We start from the raw sequence: 21,661 nt of genomic DNA on the forward strand, positions 1-21,661 counted from the left end.
ATCAAAATCGAAAATTACATTTTCAAGATGCCTTCAGCGATCTCAAGATCGGAGGCCTGAAGTTTTGGATTTTCAGCGCGAATTGCTTCCAACGCTTTTTGCAAAGAGATACCACGGATAGCACCATCAGAAGCAATCATAGTCGCCGCATCTTCTTTTGCTTCCAAAACCAACTTCAATGTTTCGCCAGAGATAGAAGCGGAAGTCGCAACCACACCACCAGTTGTCATCAATGGAATTGCCAGAATAGAGTCAACAGTGGAAGTTACGGAAGCAGAATAGACTTGAGAGATCTCTGTTGCTTGAGCAACTGTTGCGGACAGCAACAACGCGATGATCAGGGACTTTTTCATGGAAACTCCTTTAAGGTTAAATGGCTTTAATTGCTGAGGACCGCTAATGCAGCAAGGGTGCCAAGGTGTTTCAACATGAGATTTCAGGGGTTTAAGGCGTAAATTGCGGGGAAAACGAAGGAAGGTAGTGTTCAGGCAGTTTGCAGGGACCGCCCAGAAACGGCCCCTGATCGGAACTAAAGTGTTTGCAGGAATTGAATCAGATTGCGTTTGTCTTCGGCAGTCAGGATTTCCTTGCCGTCTTTGATAAAGATATTGATGTCGTGACCAGCATTGCTCATACCCACGCGACGTGTGTCGTACAGATGTGCACGAGTCTTCCAGGTCTTTGGGGTTTTAGCCCCCACCGGATAGCCTGCGCATGCGAAGTCATAATCAGTTTCTGTGTTCAGAGCCTCGCCAGAATAATAAGTCACCGGTCTTTGCGCAGTCGGCGTCAAAAGTGCGCACAGATTCGGGATGGAGTTATTATGCATGTAAGGCCAGCGCGCCCAGATGCCCACCAATGGAGGCGGCACATAGCCTTCCTGCGCTTTGATCACAATGCCATTCTTTTTGGAGATGGCCAGATCATTAAGTTGTTCTAAAGATTTCATTCCCAGGCGGCGATGCGGGTCGGTGCCCACATTCACCACAGGCGTTTGTTCTTTGTAGCGAACGGCCACGGTTTTCAGGCGTTCCGCCGAGGAAAGAACCAGCGAGTACGGCAGATCCCAGGCTTTTTCATAGCGGCCGTGGCATTTTGCACAGTTGTTATTGAAAATTTGTTCTCCGGCTTTGGCGCGACCCAAATCAATTTTTTCTGCCGGGTAGAAGTCTGTGATGTGTGGAGCCTCTGAAGAAAACACGGCTGTTGTCAGTTCTTTGATAATGTCATCGTTGTCGGCCAGCCATTGTTCAAGCTCATGCAAATCAGCACCACGTCCGATCTCGTTCCAGATCAGATTGGTAAAGATCGGATTCCCACTAAGAACACTGCCGTCAGACAACCAGCGATTTTTATACTTAAGATTCCACCAAACTGCCGGTTTTGAGTCGGCGGGCTTGTCGTCCAGATAGATATCCGCGCGAGGAAAGCGTTCATGCCAGCCACTGAAGCTTGCATAGGGGTCTTTCGCACGACGATTCAGGGACAGGCTGACTTGGGCCAAGGATGTGTCCAGCCCCAAAGCAATGGGATGTTTCAAGGCCACGGCCTTTAAGTGATCTTTGGCGTCTTCCAGAAGTTTTCTTTCAGCAGTTGTCGCGCCAGAGTAAGTCTGGAAAAGATGCGGGTCCATCAAAGGCACAATTTTTTTAGCTTTGATGAAGAACTCGTTGGCTTTCGGGAATCGATTTGTCATCCCCAGAACGGTTTTGCCAAAAAGATTGGAAGAATGGCAGGCAGCACAGCTAAAGGTGAAACCCTTGGCGCCATTTCTTTCAATCAGGCCAAAGCCCATAAGCTCCTCGGGGCGAATGCCATTTGGATAGGGAACTGCGTAGATGCCACGTTCATTTTCTTTTGGATATTCATGCAGGCCAAGATCCTTCAGCACGTCGTTGAAAGTCTTAAAGCCACTAAGACCTTTCATCAGGCCTTGAATCCATTTTCGGAATGGATTGCGAGTGTCTTCTTCAAGCAGGCGTTTTACGGGTGCATACGGCGGCAACATGCCGGTGACCGTGACAGGATATACTTGGGTGTGGATCTTTCCCTGTGTCTGATAACTCAGGAAATCTTCCGGGGACCAATTGTAGATATTCGCGCGGCCCTCTGTGGGAACAGGGACTCCGGCAGACCAATCCGGTTCGACGGCGAAAGCTGGAAGGGCGGCTATAACAGTCAGGATTACAAGAGTCAGTTTCATATCTGACCGTTATAGCGGCGAACGGCGAATAGACAAAGTGATAATCTGGAAATCTCAATCATTTCCGGGCACTAGGGCCATTCGCGTGAAAAAAAGAAAGGCTATCGCGTCTTTACAAGGTCACGCAGGTTGACGTTGTGAGTTCCGGAATAACCCGACAATGAAACCTGGGCTGTTCCGTTGCTATAGACGGCAACCACGTGGCCGGAGTAATTTCGGGCATACACAATGCGGTTCCCGACACAAATCCCCTGTGCGCAAGTGATCGGTCGTGACAACTGGGAGATGGCGACAGTGTGATAGCCGGAGTACCCATCAAGTGTGACCAGCGCCTGTCCGTTGCTGTAGATTTTGATGACCCGGCCTTTGTAGGTATTGGAATACATCACGTTTTCGCCCACACAGAAGCCGCCAGAACAGTTTAGCATTTTGCTAAGTTGTGAAATCTGCACAGCGTGAACACCAGAATAACCTTCCAGCACGACACGAGCGACGCCAGAGGAATAAATAGCTTTGATGTGAGCTTCATAAGTGTTGCTGTAGCGGACATGTTCACCGACACAGAAGTTGTTTAAACAGTTCATGGATCTGCTTAATTGGGAAAGATCCACGAGGTGCAGTCCGGAATATCCATCCAACACAACTTGCGCTTTTCTATTTGAGAAAATAGTGCGGATCATTCCGGAATAGCTGCCTGAATAAAGAATATTGTATCCACTGCAGAAGCCATCCAGACAGTTGGTTTTGGTGGCAATAAGACGGCGATCCAAATCGTGGGTGCCGGAATAGCCCTCCAAGCGCACGCGAACCATATTTGAATTTAGGACATCGACAATTTCACCCACATAGGAACCGGAATACAGAATGACCGTGCCGCGCATGATTGGCGCTGGTCGTGTATCCTGCGCATTTGGTGTTTGCGCCGCCGGAGTTGCGGGTTTTACAGGAGCCGAGGGCTGATCCTTGGCGGTTGATCCCGGTGGCGGAGGAGGGTTGCTGGGGCGGGTGGTGGATTCCGCATTCTGCGCAGGTTTTAAAGTCATTTTGGGAACTTCATAATTGGACAGGGCCCGCACGCTGATATTGGCAGAACCACCATAGGATTCTGCCATCAGTTCCACGGAGGTGATCTTTTCGCTAAGATTCAAATTTTCAGACGTCAATACATCCCCGGTGTTCAAAATGCGACTGTCAGCAAATTCGCGCACGGTGATGGAGCGTCCGCCTTCTGTAAGAACCCGGGCGCTGTGGATTTTAAGACGTTGATTTTCCACTTTGATTTCCAGACGGTTCAGGATCAAAGCTTTCTGCAAAGTCATTTGATACAGAGTCCCGCCGGATTTGCGCGACATGGAGGTGATCTGTAGAGATCCCGAATATTCTGTTTGAACCGGAGTGACGTCCTGATTTGTCGTGGTGGGGGCTGTTGAAACGTTCGTGGTGATGTCATCCCAGCTACCTGGGTCCGGAAGGTCAGTGATAACTTCGGCTTGCACGATATTGTGGGTCAAAGACAGCAAGGCCATGACGGAGGCTATTCGGAAACGTTTCATACAAACTCCTAAGAATTGATCAACGTCGATGCCGTTTCAAGATGTGTTCCAAGGGATTACGGACGTGAAATCCAACAGAAGGGGTGTAAAGCAAGGAGGAGCTGTCAGGTATCTAAACAGGCATCAAAAATGGGCGGGACAAAAAAAGTCAGGGGAAATAAAAAACCCACGACATTTCTGCCGTGGGTTTGAAAGTTGAATCTGTAAATTCAGAACTACTTTTTCAGCATGGATTGCATGGTTGTACCCATGTCCGCTGGGGAACGGGAGATTTTGCAACCTGCCGCCTCAAGTGCTTTGAACTTCGCTTCAGCCGTGCCTTTACCGCCGCTGATGATCGCGCCTGCGTGACCCATACGTTTACCTGCTGGAGCCGCAGCCCCTGCGATGAACGCTGTCACCGGCTTTTTGAAGTGAGCTTTGATGTATTCAGCAGCTTCTTCTTCCGCTGTACCACCGATTTCACCGATCATGATAACTCCGTCAGTGTCTGGATCTTCATTGAACATTTTCAAAACGTCGATGAAGTTTGTGCCGTTCACCGGGTCACCACCGATACCCACGCAAGTGGACTGACCGATACCCAGCGCCGTCAACTGACCGACAGCTTCGTAAGTCAAAGTTCCAGAGCGGGAAAGAACGCCGATACGACCTGGCTTGTGAATGTGACCAGGCATGATACCGATCTTACATTCACCCGGAGTGATAACGCCCGGGCAGTTAGGACCGATCAAGCGCGTGCGCTTGCCTTTCATGTATTCTTTCACTTTTACCATGTCCAAAACAGGGATGCCTTCAGTGATACAGATGACAAGATCCAGATCTGCATCCACAGCTTCCATGATGGAGTCCGCCGCAAATGGAGGTGGAACGAAAACCACAGAAGCGTTGCAGCCAGTAGCCGCCTTTGCTTCTTTCACAGTGTTGAATACAGGAAGGCCGATGTGAGTTGTGCCACCCTTACCCGGAGTCACGCCACCCACCATTTTAGTTCCATAAGCCAAAGCCTGCTCAGAGTGGAAAGTCCCTTGAGCACCAGTGAAACCTTGGCAGATTACTTTTGTGTTTTTGTTAATAAGAATTGCCATGTTCGCTTATCCTTTAATCGCAGCAACGATCTTTTTAGCTGCATCAGTCAGGTTGTCGGCTGGAGTGATGTTCAAGCCAGACTCTTTCAACATTTTTTTACCAAGCTCTACGTTTGTACCTTCAAGACGTACAACCAAAGGAACTTTCAGGCCCAACTCTTTGGAAGCCGCAATCACACCTTCAGCGATGATGTCACATTTCATGATACCACCGAAGATGTTAACCAGAATTCCTTTTACGTTTGGATCTTTAAGGATGATTTTGAATGCCTCAGTCACTTTCTCTTTGTTGGCGCCGCCGCCCACATCAAGGAAGTTTGCAGGCTCAGCACCGTGCAATTTGATGATATCCAAAGTCGCCATCGCCAGACCGGCACCATTCACCAGACAGCCGATGTTGCCATCAAGCTTGATGAATGCCAGATCGAACTTGGAAGCTTCGATTTCAGACGGTTCTTCTTCGTTCAGGTCACGCATTTCCACGATATCCGGATGACGGAACAAAGCATTGGAGTCGAAGTTCATTTTAGCATCCAGACAAAGAACGTCGCCCTCTTTAGTCACAACCAAGGGGTTGATTTCCGCGATAGAGCAGTCTGTGGCAACGAAGGCGTTGTAAAGACCTGCGAAGAATTTCACCGCTTTGTTCACGATCGCTGGTTCCATACCGATTTGGAAAGCCAGTTCGCGAGCCTGGAATGGCATCAGACCCACAGTTGGATCGATGTCGACTTTTTTGATCGCATCTGGATTGTGTTCAGCAACTTCCTCGATGTCCATACCACCTTCGGAAGAAGCCATCATTGCGGCTCTGCCTGTGGCACGGTCGATCAAGCAGGCAACATAGTATTCTTTGGCGATGTTGCAGCCTTGTTCGATGAAGACTTTTTGAACAACTTTACCTTCAGGGCCTGTTTGGTGAGTCACCAAAGTCATGCCGATCATTTTTTTTGTGTATTCAGAAACTTCGTCCAAAGACTTCGCAACTTTAACACCGCCGCCTTTACCGCGACCACCGGCGTGGATTTGAGCCTTAACAACCCAAACACTTCCACCGATTTCTTTTGCCGCTGCAACAGCTTCTTCCGGAGAGTGAGCCAGTTTCCCTTTAAGAGTGGCCACTCCGAATTTTCTCAAGACTTCTTTGGCCTGATACTCATGAATATTCATTTTAGTTTCCTTTACTACTACTGAACAGATTTAAGAGCGGATACCAAAGTGCGAACCGCGTCCACAGACTTTTTGAACTCTTCCTGTTCTGCAGGATTCATTTCAAACTTGTGAACTTTTTCGATACCTTTGCCACCAACAGTTGCAAGAACGCCAACCATCAGGCCTTCGTTCACGCCGAATTCACCAGTCAGCTCCACAGCAACCGGAAGAACACGTTTTTGGTCTTTCAGGATCGCTTCCGCCATTTCAACCGCACCGCGGGAGGGAGCATAGTAAGCAGAACCTGTTTTCAAGTGACCACCGATTTCCGCGCCCGCTTGTTTTGTTCTGGCAACGATGGCTGCAATTTTATCAGCAGGCAAAAGTTCTGTCAGAGGGATGCCGGAAACAGACGCATGACGTACAAGTGGCATCATTGCATCACCGTGGTTACCGATAACAACACCAGTGACGTCTTTAACGGAAACACCCAGCTCTTCAGCGATGAATGTGCGGAAGCGAGCGGAATCCAAACAGCCGCCCATGCCGATAACACGTTCACGAGGGAAGCCCAGGATTTGTTTTGCATAAACAGCCATCACGTCCATTGGGTTACAAACAACGATCACGAAAGAGTTCGGAGCGTACTTTTTTACGCCTTCACAAACGTCTTTAACGATTTTCGCGTTGATACCGACAAGCTCGTCACGGCTCATGCCGGGCTTGCGTGGCATACCTGCTGTGATGATAACAACATCAGCGTCAGCGATATCTTCATATTTGTTTGTGCCTTTGATGTTGGAATCAAACATCTCGATAGCGGATGCTTGGGCCAAATCCAGGGATTTCCCGATGGCAGCGCCTTCGTTCACATCAAGAACTACAACGTCTCCAAGTTCTTTTTGAGCTGCCCAGTGAGCAGTAGTTGAACCAACGAATCCCGCACCAATGACGGCGATTTTATTTCTTTTGTGTGCCATTATGTAATCTCCTTCAGGCATCAGAGTCTGCAGGACAAGGACCTTGAAAGAAGCGGACTTCAGAGCGCGGTCATTCCCCTACAAGCTCTTAAAATGAGTAGAAAAAATAAAAACTTGCGTTCGATGACCCATTCAATATCAAATCGTATTTAGAGACAACACTTACCGCTCGGCGCAGAGACGCTGAAAGAGAGATCTGGACCGGAAATGAGCATCATCAGCCTGCAAGACGTCACAGTGAACTTTGAGGACCATACGGTTTTGAAGTCGATCCAGCTCGAAATCCCGGCCGGGGAATCCTTCGTCATTGTGGGTCCCAGCGGGCAGGGGAAAACAACCTTGCTGAAGGTCATGGCAGGCCTGGTAACCCCTCAGAATGGCAAAGTTTTTGTTGAACAGAAGGAGTGGATAACGCTAAGCAGAAAAGAGCGTTTATCCGTGCTTAAAAAGGTCGGCATTTTGTTCCAAAAAAATGCCCTGTTCGATTCTTTGACCTGTGTTCAGAACATCAGCTTTCCGCTTCGTGAAACCACCGAGCTTTCGGACTGGGAAATAACAAAGAAAGCAGAGTATTTCTTGGATGCGGTCGGTATTCCCCATGCACGCGATCTGTACCCCGATGAAATCAGCGGTGGAATGCAAAAACGCCTGGGTATTGCCCGAGCACTTGCTCTAGATCCGGAGATCATTTTTTACGATGATCCAACAGCAGGGCTTGACCCGATCACGTCACGAAAAATTATTGAACTTATCTTGAAACTTAAGCGGGAAAAAGGATCGACAATTGTTGCGATCACCAATGATATGAATCGTGCGTTTCAAATGGCGGATCGTATCGGCATGGTTGTCGATCAAGAGCTTGTCATTACTGGAAATCCAGAGCAGACAAAGAATCACGCCGATCCTCGTGTACATCAGTTTGTCAGAGGCCTGCTGCAAGGTCCGCTGACAGCCACACCCTGATTATTTCTGAAAATTCAGAAACTGGACGTTGTCAGCGAGCTCACATTGCCGGTTGACCCGTGATCTCGGGCCCAACTAACATAGCTAAGTGATTGAGTTCAAAAACCTCGTGAAAAGATTCGGTACAAGGACAGTGCTCAACGGATTAAATCTGCAAATCCGCGAGGGTGAAATTATCTTTATTCTGGGGACATCCGGGACAGGAAAATCTGTTCTGCTTAAAAACCTTGTCGGTCTTCTGACTCCGGACGAAGGCGAAATCTGGATCGACAACGAAGAGGTTTCCAAATTTTCTGAAGAGCAATATCTTCCCATTCGCAAAAAGTGCGGCATGGTCTTTCAGCATCCGGCGTTGTTTGATTCATTGAGCGTCTATGAAAACGTGGCCTTCGGGCTTCGTCGTCACTATCAGCTTTCTGAAGAAGTCATTCATGCGAAAGTAACCAAGGCACTAAGTCTGGTGAATCTGCACGGTGTTGAAAGAAAGCGTCCCGCACAAATTTCTTACGGAATGCAAAAGCGGGTCAGCCTGGCGCGAACAGTGGCCTTAGAACCACGCATTCTGCTTTTTGATGAACCCACGACAGGTCTTGATCCGGTCACCACAACGGCGGTGAATCAGTTGATTCTGGATTTGTCGCGTGAGTTGAAAACCACTTCCTTGGTGGTCAGCCATGATATGAATTGCGCCTTGGCGATCGCGGACCGCATTGTGGTTCTGGATAAAGGCTCGATTGTGGCTTTGGGAACGCCCGATGATCTTAAAAAATCAGAGCACCCTCTGGTAAAAGACTTTTTGGCAGAGGTGCTGGAAGCATGACAACAGTAATATCTCTTTTGGATCAGATGGGTGGAACGTTGATGTTCCTGCAAAAGATCCTGCGCACCATTTTCTTTAAAAAGCTAAAAACCCACGAAATCTTTGAACAGATCTGGAAAGTCACGGTGGATAGCTTTCCCACCACGGCGATGGCGGGCTTTTTTGTGGGCGCGATCATGACAGTCCAGTTTGGATTGCAGCTTAAAGAGTTCGGCGCCTTGGGGTATCTGGGCGCTTTGGCCACCAGCGGAACCTTCCGCGAAATTGGTCCGTTGTTAATTGCCTTCATGCTCAGTGGAAAAGTGGGCGCGTTCACGTCTGCGGAACTGGGCACCATGAAAGTGACTGAACAAATTGATGCTGTTCGCTGTCTGGGAGCTGATCCTTTGCAGGAAATCATCGTGCCGCGTTTTATCGGCATCATCGTGGCCAGCTTCTTCCTATTGGCAGCGGGTTTGGCGATGTCTGTTTTTGGTGGCATTCTGATGGGCGAACTGTTTGCCGGGGTTAATTACGAGGAATATCTGCGTCACGTTCCTTTGATCGTCAGTCCGATTTCCATTCTTACCGGCTTGGTCAAATGCGGAACATTTGCATTGGTTTTGGCGACGATTTGCACTTATCAGGGCTATACCACTTTCGGAGGGGCCAAAGGTGTCGGCCGTTCTGTTGTGACAACAGCTGTGACCACGATGATTTGTATTGTCGTGATGGACTGGATGACCAGCTTTATTGGTGACATTCTTCTGACTATAATTCGGGGGTACAGACCATGATCGCCCTGATTGCAGAAACCCTGACGGGCCTGTTTACTCCGCCATTTCGTCGCAAGGAGTTTTTCCAGCAGCTTTATTTTGTCGGCAATAAAAGCCTTGTGATCGTAGTCTTCTGCGTGTGTTTTGCCGCCGTTGTGACCATTTTGGAATCCTCTTTCCATATGAAAATGGTCATTCAAAATGACTCTATGGTGCCGGGTTTTGCGGCTTTGCTGATCTTGCGTGAATTGGGGGCCATCGTCAGCGCCCTGTTGCTAAGTTCCCGCGTGGGTGCAGGATATGCATCTGAAGTTGGTTCCATGCAAATCACTGAACAGATTGATGCCCTTAAAATGCTGGGAATTGATCCGGTCAACTATCTGGTTGTTCCGCGTTTTTTGGCCTGCGTTTTGGGTGGCATGATGATCACCATTGTTGCCAATATGGCTTGTATTTTCTCAGCCATGGCGGTGAGTCAGCTTTATCTGGGATATACGCCATCCATGTTCCTGACTTCCATGCAAAGATTCGTGGATTTCAAGGATCTGATTTTTGCGATGATCAAAGGTGCCTGCTTTGGCGGAGTGATTCCTCTTGTGGCCTGCTATTTCGGATTCCGTTGTCAGCAGGGGGCGGAAGGTGTCGGCCGAGCCACGACAAATACGGTGGTCGTGTCTTCTATTGCCATCATTGTGATTGATTTCATTTTATCCTATACTTTTAGTTATCTTTATTAGGGGAACGTATGAAGGTTGAAACCAAGGTCGGTTTGTTGGCTCTCGTCTCGGTGGTATTGATCGTGATCTTTGCCTATTTCATGGGATTTGTTTCGCCGTTCTCCAACGCCAAAGAACTTAATGTCATGTACAACTATGCCGGTGGTATCGAGGAAGGTTCCCCGGTTCGTGTGATGGGTATTAAAGTGGGCAAAGTGAAATCCATCACATTTGATCCAAGTTACAAATCCGCGGAAGGTGAAGAGGTCAAACTGCGCCTGACCATCACGGTTGACAAGAAAGCCTGGACCAGTGTCCGGAAAGATTCCAAATTCTTCATCAATCTTGCCGGCGTGATTGGGGAAAAGTTTCTGGAAATCTCTCCGGGTTCAGTGGATTCCGGCGAATTTTCATCCGGTGACTATGTTCGTGGTGAAGATCCTCCACGTGTGGATCAATTGATCTCTCAAGGTTACGGTTTAGCCGGTAAAATCATCGAATTGGTCGAGAAAAATGAAGGTTCCGTGACCAGTATGATTCAGCAACTGAATCAATTGACCACGAACTTCAACAAGACACTGGTGCTTTTGGATAAAACCACCAAGAACAAAGAAATGGCAAGATTGCTTGATAATGCGATCAAAATCAGCGATGACGTGGCATATTTGACAGGAAAAATGAGATCGAAGAAGGCAGAAGAGACTTATGAACTGGTTCATAAGCTTCTTTTCTATTTGACAGGAAAAATGAGATCGAAGAAGGCAGAAGAGACTTATGAACTGGTTCATAAGCTTCTTTTCAGGCTGGAACCTCTGGATGGTCCGACCATCCGCAAGTTCTTGCAGCAGGAAGGTGTAAAAGCCCGCGTTTTCTAAGATCTCCGCATCAAAGGGAGGTCCTATGTTAAAAATATCTATCCGCAAAGCGGCTCTGGCGGCTGTATTCTTCGCGGCGACTCAGGCTCAAGCAGAAGTTTATCTGGGTGCGGACTCCACATCAATTAACACAAAAGCGCGTTCCATTGAGACTGAATATGTTCAAGGCATGCGCGATGAGCGTCTGGGGAACACCTTCGCGTCCACTCTAACCATGCGTGATAAACTAAAAGTTGGCGCAGGTCTGTCTGTCGGTGGAGCCCTGGGAACCTTGGGTTTCAACATGGAATTGAACATTGAAGATGCCGACGGCGCTTTGGCAGGTTTCGGAACGGGGCATGGTTACAACTCTTTCCAATTGGCTTGGAAGCATGCCTTTGACGGAGACTATCTGGCACCTTATGTGACTGCCGGATATTCCCGCTGGTATAATTCCAACGGAAGTACGTCCGCCGCCAAAGAATCCGGAATTCTGGACCGTGTTTTGACGGCTGAAGAGAAAAGAACCGGCCGTTTTGGCACGGATTTTGTGAATGCAGCCTTTGGACTTCAATATAATCAGCTTTCAGGCGATTTCCGAGGGGTTTCGATCTTTGGAGAACTGATGGCCATGTATGAAGTAAAGAGATCTGTACTGTTGCCCACCGGCGCAATAGGCGCCTTGTACTACTTCTAAGGCGGTTGGTGAAAAGGGTCCATCCACTTCGTTGTCGGGCCTTTTACTTCTCTCCGACGTGCTTGGAGCACGCCTCCGTTTCGTAAAAAACCCTCCGCCTCGCGGCTGAACTCTTTTGACCAACCTTGATATTCGGGTTGGTCTTTTTGTTTTTGGCTATCGCTTTGCGAGTCGCTGGCGCTGCTTGCTTTGCAAGTCGCTTTGTTTGGGGAACTTCTTTTTTCGTTTTAGTTTAGAAGCGATTGTTAACTTTAGAGAAAAATATCTTTCGACTGGAAAGTGGCTCTGGTGGCGGGTTTCCGGGCATAAAAAAACCCCAGAGTTGCCTCTGGGGTTTAGTTTTAGAACTAAAAACTAGTTCCTAAGAAAAACTACTTAGCAGCTTTCTTAGTAGCTTTTTTTGTAGCTTTCTTAGCTACTTTTTTAGTAGCTTTTTTTGCTACTTTCTTAGTTGTTTTCTTAGCTGCTGCTTTTTTAGTAGCTTTTTTTGCTGCTTTCTTTGCCATGTGCTCCTCCTAGGATGCAAACGTTGTTGTTGTTTCTTAACTTACAAAACTGTACTTGCTTTAAGTTTTCCCAATTCGACCACTGACGTCAACAAAAAATTTACCTTGCATATTTTTTGCGAGCATTCGGCTTCATGGAGGTGCCCTTTGCTCATCGTTTTTTCGATTTCGCTGTTCGGACATGCGCTCGTTCACCGAATACTTTCATCAGTGGCGCGGGATTTTGCATTCTCTCAACACTGGGTTCGATCTTTTTCGATCATGAACCTTGTTGTGATCTGCTTTCTCACCGCATGTGTTGCCTCAACACCCACCTTGCTCTGGCTTTTCATCGGCATTCTTTGGATAACTTTAAAGTTTTTTCCCAAGTTTTTGCGTTTTTTCCTGATTCGACGACTGCAAAGTGCGCTGATTCCGCTGCTTGATTGCGTGATTCTGGGTTTGCAAACCGGAAAATCTTTCCGCTCTTCGCTTCATGCGGGCATCGAATCGCAAAGCGGTTGGGTGCGTTTGCAGTTGCTGGAAGTTTTTGAATCCCTGCAACACTCCGAAGAAGCCATTGGCGTGGAATCCGCTCTGCTCAAGGGTTTTCAGTCAGAGTTGCGGGATATTGATCGCTCGCAAAACCGCTGTTTGGATCAGGTGAAGGCGCTTCGGAGGCACTACAAGATGCTCGATGATTTTCGACGTAGGTCCGGACAAGTAAGTCAGCAGATCAAGATGCAGGCGATAATTGTCACCGCCCTTTACCTCGCGCTTTTTGTCTTTGTAATTACGCAATTTGGATTTCAAAAACATAAAAGTCTGCTGCTCGGTTCCACAATTGTGTTCGTAGCGGGCTTATTTTTCATTTTTTATATCGGTCGGAGGATGAAATGGAAGGTGTAGCACCCCCTTTAAAGCTTTTGTTGGATGTAAAACGTGCGGTGGAGCGCGGCCAATCTGTGCGGCAGGGAGTTTTAACCTATTTAAAAAACGAAAAAGACGATTTAGCCCCCGTTGTTGCGCAGTGGTTGGCACTTTTGCAACAGGGACAGGACACCAAGGCATGCCTGATGCAGCTTTCTTCGCTGTATCGGCGCAGTTTGTTGCAGATTTTGGAGCGCGGACTGCGTGGTGAGGCGGTTTATAACGTGCTTTTGCAGCTGGAAATAGAGTTGGTGGAGGCATGTCAGGAGGAAATATCAAATAAAGTGGCGCGGTTGCCGTTTATTCTGCTGATTCCTTTATTACTCTTTCAGTTTCCGGCCTTTCTGATGCTCCTTTTTGGTCCGCTTCTTCAAAATTTTTTTCACTCTTTGGGAGGGGGGTGATAGAGTGCCCTTTGTTGGAGGATTCCTATGGCTCAGGCTGACAAAAAGCAAGCTGCCCTTGAAAAACTGGTGGATGAGTTGATGAAAGATCAACCCAGTCGTCAGCTCGTCAAACAGCTCACAACAGAGCTTGGAATGCCCTATTCCTTGGACCCCATGACTCAAATCAATACGGTTCTACAGTCCATGAACACAGTCTATCTTCGTTCCAACAGAAGAAGAGACTTAGAAAGATAGTTCTCATGTCACACATTTATAATTCGATTCTGGAAGCGATCGGCAACACCCCGATGGTGCGTTTGAATAGCGTTACCAAGGGCTCTAAACACACTTTCTTCGCGAAGGTGGAATACTTCAATCCCGGCGGCAGTATTAAAGACCGCGTGGCTGTGGCGATGATCGAGGAAGCTGAAAAGCGCGGTCAATTAAAGCCCGGCGGCACTATCGTTGAAGCCACCTCTGGAAATACCGGCGTGGGTCTGGCTCTGGCCGCATCTGTAAAAGGTTATAAGTGCATCTTCGTTATGCCAGAAAAAATGAGCGATGAAAAAAGAGCTATTTTGCGTGCTTACGGCGCCAAAGTTGTCATCACGCCGATGGTGGCCCCGGAAGATCCGCTGAGCCATTATTCCGTATCAAAAAAGATCGCTGATGAAACGCCGGGCGCATTTTTGGTGAACCAATTCCACAATCCTGACAACCCTGAGCGTCACTATCGCACTACAGGTCCAGAAATCTGGAAGCAGATGGATGGAAAAGTGGACATGATCGTGGGTGGAGCTGGCACAGGGGGCACTCTTTCCGGAATTGCCCGCTATCTTAAAGAAGTAAATCCACAAGTGAAGGCGATTTGTACGGATCCGATCGGAAGCATCCTTTATGATCTGTACTACCATAAAAAGATCGTTGATCCACCGGGCTCTTATAAAGTGGAGGGTGTCGGTGAGGACATGCTCCCTGACAACGTTCATTTGAATATTTACGATGGCTTTGTGCGTGTTTCCGATCCGGAAGCCTTTGCAATGACCCGCCGTTTGGTGGCGGAAGAAGGTTTGTTGGTGGGACCATCCAGTGCTTTGGCGTTGGTGGGGGCGATGAAAGCAGCAGAAAAGCTGGAAAAGCCTTCCAATATCGTGGTGATCTTCCCGGACAGCGGCCGCGCTTACTTAAGCAAAGCCTTCAATGACAAGTGGATGGTTGAAAACGAATTCCTGACTGAAGCTGATATGAAAAGTGCCTTCAACCGCGTAGTCACTGCGGAAGAGGCTTTGGCAGATCTAAAAAAGTAATAAACAGGTGATGATATGAAAAAAGTAACGGAAAATTTGGGTTTCTCAACACGTGCGATTCATGCCGGACAAGCTCCGGACCCTTCCACAGGCGCGATTATGACGCCGGTTTATTTGACCTCGACTTACGTACAAGAATCTCCGGGTGTGCATAAGGGGTGGGAATATTCCCGCACCCACAATCCCACTCGCCACGCTTATGAAAGCTGCATGGCAAGCCTTGAAGGAGGCAAACATGGTTTTGCTTTTTCTTCCGGTTGTGCCGCGACCACGACCGTTTTGCACCTGCTTAAAGGTGGCGACCATGTCGTTGCGATGGATGATATGTACGGCGGCACCTTCCGTCTGTTTGATAAAATCCTAAAACACGATGGCATTGAGTTTTCCTTCGTGGATTTGACGAAGGTTGAAAACTTTGAAAAAGCGGTGAAGCCCAACACCAAGCTAGTGTGGTTGGAAACTCCGACCAATCCGACTTTGAAACTGGTGGATATTAAGAAGATCGCGGCGATTGCAAAAGCCAAAGGCGTTCTGGTGGCTGTGGATAACACGTTTATGAGCCCGTACTTCCAAAGACCTTTGGAGCTGGGTGCGGATATCGTGGTTCATTCTGCGACAAAATACATCGGCGGCCACAGTGATACTGTCGGTGGTATGGTCGTTGTTTCCCGCGCGGATTTGGCAGAAAAAATGGCCTTCCTAAGCAACGGTATGGGAGCTACTCAAGGCGCGTTTGATTCCTTCATGTTTCTGAGAAGTTTGAAAACCCTGCCACTTCGCATGAAGGCCCATCAGGAAAATGCGATGGCGATTGCGAAATTCCTGGAATCCCATCCAAAAGTGGAAAAAGTTCTGTATCCGGGCCTGGAAAGCCACCCTCAGCATGCTTTGGCCAAAGAACAAATGCATGGTTTCGGCGGGATGATTACTTTCTACATCAAAGGTGGCTTGGAGTCGGCTCGTAAGTTCCTGGAAAACGTGAATGTCTTTTCATTGGCGGAAAGCTTGGGCGGGGTGGAGTCCCTGATCGAGCATCCGGCCATTATGACGCACGCCTCCGTTCCTCCGGAAAACCGCAAGGCTTTGGGGATTGATGACTCCTTGATCCGCCTTTCTGTGGGGGTTGAGGATCTGAACGACCTGATCGCGGACCTTAAAACTGCGTTTGATAAGGCATAACTGTTGACATGCAGGGGGCCAATAGATAAACCTTTGGTCTCTTTGAACGCATAAGTTCCAGTGGCTTGGTAGCTCAGTTGGTAGAGCAGAGGACTGAAAATCCTTGTGTCGGCGGTTCAATTCCGTCTCAAGCCACCATTTTTCTAAAAGTTCAAAGTAACAAAACCCGCTTTCAGGCGGGTTTTTTCGTTTCCAGCATCGGAAGTAATTGTTCTCCCATCTTAATTTTTAAAATGTTATTTTCCCCGAATGAACATCCTTTTCTATATTTTAGCGTTAGGTTTTTTTGCGAGTCCTCAAGTTGAAGCGGCTCAATGTGCGGTGAATCAGTATTGGGTTAAGCCTCACTATAGAAGAGCTTATGTCAGGTCCGATGGTAAGCATTTTGCGGCAACGAACGTAAAGGGCTACTGCAAGGAGCGATCAGTCATCTACGATTCTTGGAGCGGTAGATTTAAAAGCCAGATGCCGACGGATTGGCCTCACACGAAGGAGTCGTTTAAAGACTGGAAAATTGATGAAAAGGAACGGGTTCTTGAAATTCTGGAAAAAGCTCCTGAGGAGCTTTTAAGTAAAAATATAATCGGTATCTATAGGGCTGACAAATCCAGGCAGGAGCCCAATCCCGCAACATCGGCAGATGGAGTAGTGGTTATATATGATTCAGCCTTTAAAAAACCTTATGATTTACAAAGAGTTCTGTATCACGAATTGGCCCATCAAATGTATATAGATCTTTCTGATAAAGATGCTGAAGACTATCGATGGTCCACAAGTTGGTGGCCTGTAAGAGACCGGAAGAATACTTATGTATCCAGGTCTGACGGATATGTACAGGACGATGGTCGAGATTCCCCTGAAGAGGATTATGCAAATAATATAGAGTTCTATCTGGTGGAGCCAGAAACTCTTAAAAAAGTGACCCCGAATGCATATAATTGGATCAAGCGACGATTCGGTGATAAATTTAAAATTAGGAATGGAGGCAAGAAATGAGAACTGTAAGTGCATGTATTTTCAGTCTCCTAGCACTATCGGCGTGCGCAATTCCTGCAAAAAAAGATGGTGAGTCCCTTACGTTAACGAAGGTTGAAAAGATCGAATGGTCGAAAATGAGTCAGCCTGTTTTGCTAAAACAAATAGGCTCACCCGACAAGAAAGCGATGATAGGGCCTCAAGGTGAAGAAGAGGTTTGGATCTATTTGGGCGGGGAGCCCAGAAGCACCCGTTTGTCAGTGATATTTAATGCCAAAACATCGCAGTTATTGTCAGCAAACTGGTTCTTCCGATCCAACGATCCGGGGACGGAGTTGAAGGATATTTTCAATAGATATAATCAGTATGAATTTACTCTGGAACCTGAAGAGAGCTATTCCACGTCGAGAATGCAGTTCTATAAAAGTAAGAACGGAGATTTGGAACTGGCGGTGAATAAGAAGTCAGGAGATGTCAATTCGATATCTTGGGAAGTAGTTCCGGAAGCCGCATCAAGCTCAAAACGCAAGCCTACCAGCCATTAGATAAAAGACATTCATAGGGAAAGCCCGTGAATGTCTTTTAAATTAACTCTAAGTGAAATAAATCAGCAAACACAGATACTGAAACGCAGTTCCGCACATTACGCAGACATGCCAGACGCCGTGGCCGTGTTTGATGCGGGTGTCGTTCAGGAAGAAAATCATGCCGATGCCATAGCTGATAAAGCCGGCCATAATCAGCAAAAAGCCCCATAACGGGATGGCATCCATCAGATATTTAATCACGGGCAGAACAGTGACAGCCATGATGGTGTAGAGAGCCAGTGATGGCAGACGATTTGTTGTGGGTGGGGCAACGAGCTCCCACAAAATTCCCACGACCGCCAGACTCCAAACGATTCCCAGAATGACCCAACCCAAAGTTCCGCGCAAAGCCAAGATGGCATACGGGGTGTAACTTCCCGCGATTTTCAGATAAATGCCGATATAGTCCAGGCGACGATAGAGCTTTTTTCTTTCACCGCGAGTTCCATGATAGATGGTGGAAACACAATAAAGACCCACTGTGCAGATCGTATAAATTCCGAAACTAAATATTTTCCAGGTATCGTGAGACCGGGCTGCTAGCCCCAGCAAAAGAGCACATCCCAATAAAGCCAGAAAAGCACCGAAAGCATGAGTGGCGACATTGAGTTTTTCGCCATGTTCAATCTTGTGAATCATAGGTCTAGCTTAGCATTGCACCAGTGAAAGCTCCACCGTGGGACTTCTTTCAAGGCAGAATCAAAACCATAGTACAGAAATAAGATATAAGATTTTTTGTGGCAAGCTCATGAGGTGCGGCAGATGAAGCTGACTTGTCTTCCGGATTTTTCTTTGTCCCGTCGGTAAGAATGGAATTCGTTGTTGGTGACGGTATCAATGTGCAGATCAAAAAGGCGCTCCATAGACAGGCCTTCTTGTTCCAACTGTTGGCGAACGATCAGGTTTAGATCCACCAAAGACTTGCTGTTTTCCAAAGAGGAAAAATAAGCCGCTCTTTCCTGAGCACTTAAGGGTCCCAGACTGGTCAGGATCTGATCGCGAACATCGTTGCCGACTTCAAAGCTGTTCTTTTGAATGTGCGGACCGATAATCACATCCAGCTCAGAGGCGACAGCACCTTTTGCCACCAGGGTTTGCACGGTTTTGGGGATAATTCTGTTGGCAACTCCGCGCCAGCCAGCATGAGCACCTGCAATCAATCCGGTTGTGTGATGATAGAAAAGAACCGGGACACAATCGGCAGTAATCACACAAAGGGCCAGATCCTTGGTCGTGCTAAAGTGAGAGTCCGCAATAACCTGATAGTCTTGCGAGTTGTCCGGGCTTTCCACCACCGCATCGCTGTGGATTTGTTTCAGACGAACGGTGCGAAATTGAGGATAGGCTTTTTGAATATCTGCATAAGTGGCAGAGGCATTTCCGAAAAAAGCTGTGATATAGGGCGTGCGTAATTCATAGCCCCATGGAGTTTGATTCAGATTCATACCAAGCCCCATTTTTTAAGAAGGATTTGAATGTCCTCCGGCCAATCTTTCTGGAAGAACATTCTTTCACCTGTGCGGGGGTGGGTGAAACCCAGTTCGGCTGCATGAAGCAGGAAGCGGGAAAGCTGGCGAACATCTTCCTGTGAAGAGCGGGCCTCGATGCCTTTGATTTTTCGATCCGCACCGTAAAGAATGTCTCCGGCAATAGGCAGTCCACTTTCAGACATATGCACACGAATTTGATGTGTTCTTCCGGTTTCAAGTTTCAGTTTCATGTAACTGAAACCGCCTTTTCTTTGCAGAACTTCATAGTGGGTGACCGCCCATTTTCCAATTTCCGGAGCATCTTCTTGATTGGTGATTGGTTTGCGATCTTCACCTAAAACAGAAGCATATCTTTTGCGATCCACCGGATGACGGGCCAAAAAGCTTTTAATATTGCCACTTAGAGTGCGAGCTGTTCCCAGACAGACTGCATAATAAATTCTGTGGGTGCTGCGTTCTTTGAATTGCGAGGTCAGGGATTCGTGGGCTTTATCATTTTTAGCAACGACAAGTACGCCGCTGGTTTCTTTATCCAGTCGGTGTACGATGCCGGGGCGCTCTTCACCAAATTTCATGGAAAGATCATCGGTATGGGCAATCAGAGCATTTACCAATGTATCATGTGCATGGCCTGCCGCAGGATGGATCACCAAGCCAGCAGGTTTATTGATGACAATCAGATCCTCGTCTTCAAACAGAACATCCAGCTTTAAATCGTAAGGTTGCAGCTCGGTGGGCTCCGGTTCGGGAAGTTGGATTTCAATCAGGTCATTTTCTTTAACTGCAACGGAAGCCTTCGCGGGCTTGCCATTCAGCAGAACAACGGAGGATTCCAAAAGGTGAGAAGCGCGGGAACGGGTGCCGACTTCTTCAATAAGAGCCATGGCCTTATCCAGGCGCAGCCCATTCATCTCTGCGGTGGCAGTGACTTTAATGGTCGTTGTCGGGGTCTTATTTTCCAAGATTGTTCTTGAAGCTCTTCATGTAAGAGTCTGCGACCTTTTTCTCGTCAAGACCCAGAGCTTTGGCGATTTGCACCACATAACCACGTACAAAAACGATGGCGGGCAGATTTCCGGCATCCATATTTTCCACGGCAGTGACGTAGTAGGAATTGATCTTTGTGATCTCACTCATTTTAGAAACAGTGATTTGCTTGTATTCGCGAACCTTTTTAAGGAACTCGCCATCCCATTCCGTGCGGGCCGCCACTTCTTTTTCAAAAGCGTCGTCTTTCTGATAGGCCGGAACTGTTTTTTCAGTTTTAGCTTCAGGAAAAACCTGTTTGCTGGCTTCCAGAATGGATTCATAGGTCAGATCATTCAAAGAAGATCTGCCGCTCAAAAGGCGCTGGTCATAAATGGTTCTCAGGATTTTATTGCCTAAAACCTGATAGGCTTCCTCGATCACCACAAGAAGCTCGCGAGCCTCTTGTTCAGAGAAAATTGTATAGATCGCAGGATTGTCGCCAGAATAAGTGGCACGAGCACGCTCATACGCCGTCGTCACCTCGTGTTGAGGAGCGTTGGCCGTTAGCTCTAGGACTTCGTAATAGTTATATCGAGACGTCGCTTGCATCGTAGCTATTATACTACGGCGCGAAGCTCCTCAGGTGCAATAAGTTGTTTGCAGGTAGCCAAAAATTGTCCCGCCAGCGGAGTAAATGGTTGAGCCACAAGAACGTGTTCTCTTACACGCACGGACTGCCACACTGCATTGTCGTAATCAATCGAACCCGCGTAATCGATCCCCAAATCGTAGTACTTGTTGCAGACACTCTTCATGGAAAAACCAAGTTCTTCATTGGCCTGATTGCGGGAAGAGTTCACGATCAAACGCACAGGTGTTGAAGAAAGTGCTTCAAAGAAGTCGCAATGAATACCCGAGGCATCCTTCAGATAAGAACGGAAGGAAAACGGTTTTGCCAAAGTTCTTTGACGGTGATTGCGCAAAGTGGAAATCATGCTGCCATAAGCATCCGGAGTCGCATTGGCTTTCAGAGAATGACATACGAAGGATTCAATAAAACGATAGGTTTTTTCAATACTGGTTGGCTCCGGAGTCGTGATCAGGAATTTTTCATCAGCGGCTTTAAAAAGCTCCAGATGAGCTTCCAAGGCGCCTGCACCCATATCAACAATGACATAATCAGCGCGCAACTTCTTTAGTTCCGGAATCAGATTCTGAATTTGAGTGTAGGAAAAATCTGTCGGTGTCCAGGAGTCCCAGAATCCCTGAACATAGGAAAGATGCGGGAACGGAGTCGGGATCACCAGTTCTTGCAGGGTTTTGGCACCTTCAAAGTAATGACGAATGTTCATGTGAGAAGGCGACAGACCCAGTACCGTGTGAACATTGGAACCACTTAGATCCAAATCCACGATTGCCACGGAATGCCCCAGTTTGGAAAGCGTGATACCCAGACTGGTGGAAACAAAAGTTTTTCCCACTCCACCTTTACCGGAGGCAACGACCCATAGCTTTGTGTCTTGTTCTTTGTTTTCGCGAGAAGTTTTAAAGTCCAATACAGCCTGATCCATG

Annotated in this window: 25 protein-coding genes and 1 tRNA gene; 14 read left to right on the plus strand and 12 right to left on the minus strand. The window is 47.6% G+C overall.

Going from position 1 to position 21,661, the window contains the following annotated elements:
• Positions 1–14: 14 nt before the first annotated feature.
• The 6 genes from EZJ49_RS06105 to mdh form a co-directional block, all read right to left on the minus strand.
• Positions 15–353 carry a DUF2388 domain-containing protein gene (locus EZJ49_RS06105; protein ID WP_262555234.1) on the minus strand — a complete coding sequence of 113 codons (339 nt, stop codon included), beginning with the start codon at positions 351–353 and terminating at the stop codon, positions 15–17.
• A 176-nt stretch (positions 354–529) separates the two neighbouring features.
• Positions 530–2,203: a hypothetical protein gene (locus tag EZJ49_RS06110; RefSeq protein WP_262555235.1), complete on the minus strand. Its 1,674-nt coding sequence runs from the start codon at positions 2,201–2,203 to the stop codon at positions 530–532.
• 101 nt (positions 2,204–2,304) lie between these two features.
• Positions 2,305–3,756, minus strand: a complete 1,452-nt coding sequence (locus tag EZJ49_RS06115; RefSeq protein ID WP_262555236.1) for a beta-sandwich domain-containing protein — start codon at positions 3,754–3,756, stop codon at positions 2,305–2,307.
• 215 nt (positions 3,757–3,971) lie between these two features.
• A complete protein-coding gene (gene sucD, locus EZJ49_RS06120; protein WP_262555237.1) occupies positions 3,972–4,844 on the minus strand; it encodes a succinate--CoA ligase subunit alpha in 873 nt (290 codons plus the stop codon).
• Positions 4,845–4,850: 6 nt separating this feature from the next.
• The gene (sucC, locus tag EZJ49_RS06125) at positions 4,851–6,014 is read right to left on the minus strand and encodes an ADP-forming succinate--CoA ligase subunit beta (RefSeq protein WP_262555238.1); all 1,164 of its coding nucleotides are present in this window, start codon (positions 6,012–6,014) and stop codon (positions 4,851–4,853) included.
• A gap of 17 nt (positions 6,015–6,031) precedes the next feature.
• A complete protein-coding gene (gene mdh, locus EZJ49_RS06130; RefSeq protein WP_262555239.1) occupies positions 6,032–6,976 on the minus strand; it encodes a malate dehydrogenase in 945 nt (314 codons plus the stop codon).
• A gap of 207 nt (positions 6,977–7,183) precedes the next feature.
• On the opposite strand from mdh, the gene EZJ49_RS06135 reads away from it, so the two are divergent.
• The 6 genes from EZJ49_RS06135 (at position 7,184) to EZJ49_RS06160 (ending at position 11,781) form a co-directional block, all read left to right on the plus strand.
• A complete protein-coding gene (locus tag EZJ49_RS06135) occupies positions 7,184–7,939 on the plus strand; it encodes an ABC transporter ATP-binding protein (RefSeq protein ID WP_262555240.1) in 756 nt (251 codons plus the stop codon).
• A gap of 133 nt (positions 7,940–8,072) precedes the next feature.
• Positions 8,073–8,759 carry an ABC transporter ATP-binding protein gene (locus EZJ49_RS06140; protein WP_262555241.1) on the plus strand — a complete coding sequence of 229 codons (687 nt, stop codon included), beginning with the start codon at positions 8,073–8,075 and terminating at the stop codon, positions 8,757–8,759.
• Positions 8,756–9,535: an MlaE family ABC transporter permease gene (locus EZJ49_RS06145; RefSeq protein WP_262555242.1), complete on the plus strand. Its 780-nt coding sequence runs from the start codon at positions 8,756–8,758 to the stop codon at positions 9,533–9,535. The genes EZJ49_RS06140 and EZJ49_RS06145 overlap by 4 nt, the downstream gene beginning before the upstream one ends.
• The gene (locus tag EZJ49_RS06150; protein WP_262555243.1) at positions 9,532–10,251 is read left to right on the plus strand and encodes an MlaE family ABC transporter permease; all 720 of its coding nucleotides are present in this window, start codon (positions 9,532–9,534) and stop codon (positions 10,249–10,251) included. The genes EZJ49_RS06145 and EZJ49_RS06150 overlap by 4 nt, the downstream gene beginning before the upstream one ends.
• A gap of 8 nt (positions 10,252–10,259) precedes the next feature.
• Positions 10,260–11,105 carry an MlaD family protein gene (locus EZJ49_RS06155; RefSeq protein ID WP_262555244.1) on the plus strand — a complete coding sequence of 282 codons (846 nt, stop codon included), beginning with the start codon at positions 10,260–10,262 and terminating at the stop codon, positions 11,103–11,105.
• Positions 11,106–11,130: 25 nt separating this feature from the next.
• A complete protein-coding gene (locus EZJ49_RS06160) occupies positions 11,131–11,781 on the plus strand; it encodes a hypothetical protein (RefSeq protein WP_262555245.1) in 651 nt (216 codons plus the stop codon).
• Positions 11,782–12,152: 371 nt separating this feature from the next.
• Here the strand turns inward: EZJ49_RS06160 and EZJ49_RS06165 are convergent, their stop codons facing one another.
• Positions 12,153–12,287, minus strand: a complete 135-nt coding sequence (locus tag EZJ49_RS06165; protein WP_262555246.1) for a hypothetical protein — start codon at positions 12,285–12,287, stop codon at positions 12,153–12,155.
• A 147-nt stretch (positions 12,288–12,434) separates the two neighbouring features.
• On the opposite strand from EZJ49_RS06165, the gene EZJ49_RS06170 reads away from it, so the two are divergent.
• The 8 genes from EZJ49_RS06170 (at position 12,435) to EZJ49_RS06205 (ending at position 17,588) form a co-directional block, all read left to right on the plus strand.
• Positions 12,435–13,175 (plus strand): hypothetical protein, encoded by a 741-nt coding sequence (locus EZJ49_RS06170; RefSeq protein ID WP_262555247.1) that lies wholly within the window; start codon positions 12,435–12,437, stop codon positions 13,173–13,175.
• Positions 13,163–13,600, plus strand: coding sequence for a hypothetical protein (locus EZJ49_RS06175; RefSeq protein WP_262555248.1), 438 nt, complete (start codon positions 13,163–13,165; stop codon positions 13,598–13,600). The genes EZJ49_RS06170 and EZJ49_RS06175 overlap by 13 nt, the downstream gene beginning before the upstream one ends.
• Before the next feature lie 27 nt (positions 13,601–13,627).
• The gene (locus tag EZJ49_RS06180; protein ID WP_262555249.1) at positions 13,628–13,837 is read left to right on the plus strand and encodes a hypothetical protein; all 210 of its coding nucleotides are present in this window, start codon (positions 13,628–13,630) and stop codon (positions 13,835–13,837) included.
• A gap of 5 nt (positions 13,838–13,842) precedes the next feature.
• Positions 13,843–14,889: a PLP-dependent cysteine synthase family protein gene (locus EZJ49_RS06185; protein ID WP_262555250.1), complete on the plus strand. Its 1,047-nt coding sequence runs from the start codon at positions 13,843–13,845 to the stop codon at positions 14,887–14,889.
• A gap of 15 nt (positions 14,890–14,904) precedes the next feature.
• On the plus strand, positions 14,905–16,068 hold the full coding sequence (locus EZJ49_RS06190; RefSeq protein WP_262555251.1) for a cystathionine gamma-synthase: 1,164 nt from the start codon (positions 14,905–14,907) through the stop codon (positions 16,066–16,068).
• A gap of 62 nt (positions 16,069–16,130) precedes the next feature.
• A tRNA-Phe gene (locus tag EZJ49_RS06195) sits at positions 16,131–16,206 on the plus strand.
• Between the two features lie 111 nt (positions 16,207–16,317).
• Positions 16,318–17,064, plus strand: a complete 747-nt coding sequence (locus EZJ49_RS06200; RefSeq protein WP_262555252.1) for a hypothetical protein — start codon at positions 16,318–16,320, stop codon at positions 17,062–17,064.
• Positions 17,061–17,588 (plus strand): hypothetical protein, encoded by a 528-nt coding sequence (locus tag EZJ49_RS06205; RefSeq protein WP_262555253.1) that lies wholly within the window; start codon positions 17,061–17,063, stop codon positions 17,586–17,588. Before EZJ49_RS06200 ends, EZJ49_RS06205 begins: the two co-directional genes overlap by 4 nt.
• Positions 17,589–17,636: 48 nt before the next feature.
• Here EZJ49_RS06205 and trhA read toward each other — a convergent pair whose 3' ends face one another.
• From trhA to EZJ49_RS06230, 5 genes are all read right to left on the minus strand, one after another.
• Positions 17,637–18,269, minus strand: coding sequence for a PAQR family membrane homeostasis protein TrhA (trhA, locus tag EZJ49_RS06210; RefSeq protein ID WP_262555254.1), 633 nt, complete (start codon positions 18,267–18,269; stop codon positions 17,637–17,639).
• A gap of 107 nt (positions 18,270–18,376) precedes the next feature.
• Positions 18,377–19,075, minus strand: a complete 699-nt coding sequence (gene pgeF, locus EZJ49_RS06215; RefSeq protein ID WP_262555255.1) for a peptidoglycan editing factor PgeF — start codon at positions 19,073–19,075, stop codon at positions 18,377–18,379.
• A complete protein-coding gene (locus EZJ49_RS06220; protein WP_262555256.1) occupies positions 19,072–20,082 on the minus strand; it encodes an RluA family pseudouridine synthase in 1,011 nt (336 codons plus the stop codon). Before EZJ49_RS06220 ends, pgeF begins: the two co-directional genes overlap by 4 nt.
• Positions 20,072–20,698: a helix-turn-helix domain-containing protein gene (locus EZJ49_RS06225; RefSeq protein WP_262555257.1), complete on the minus strand. Its 627-nt coding sequence runs from the start codon at positions 20,696–20,698 to the stop codon at positions 20,072–20,074. Before EZJ49_RS06225 ends, EZJ49_RS06220 begins: the two co-directional genes overlap by 11 nt.
• An 8-nt stretch (positions 20,699–20,706) precedes the next feature.
• Complete coding sequence (locus EZJ49_RS06230; RefSeq protein WP_262555258.1) at positions 20,707–21,660, minus strand: P-loop NTPase; 954 nt, start codon at positions 21,658–21,660, stop codon at positions 20,707–20,709.
• Between the last annotated feature and the right edge of the window lies 1 nt (position 21,661).

It is taken from the genome of Bdellovibrio bacteriovorus (assembly GCF_025558485.1).
GTDB classification, from domain to species: domain Bacteria; phylum Bdellovibrionota; class Bdellovibrionia; order Bdellovibrionales; family Bdellovibrionaceae; genus Bdellovibrio; species Bdellovibrio bacteriovorus_G.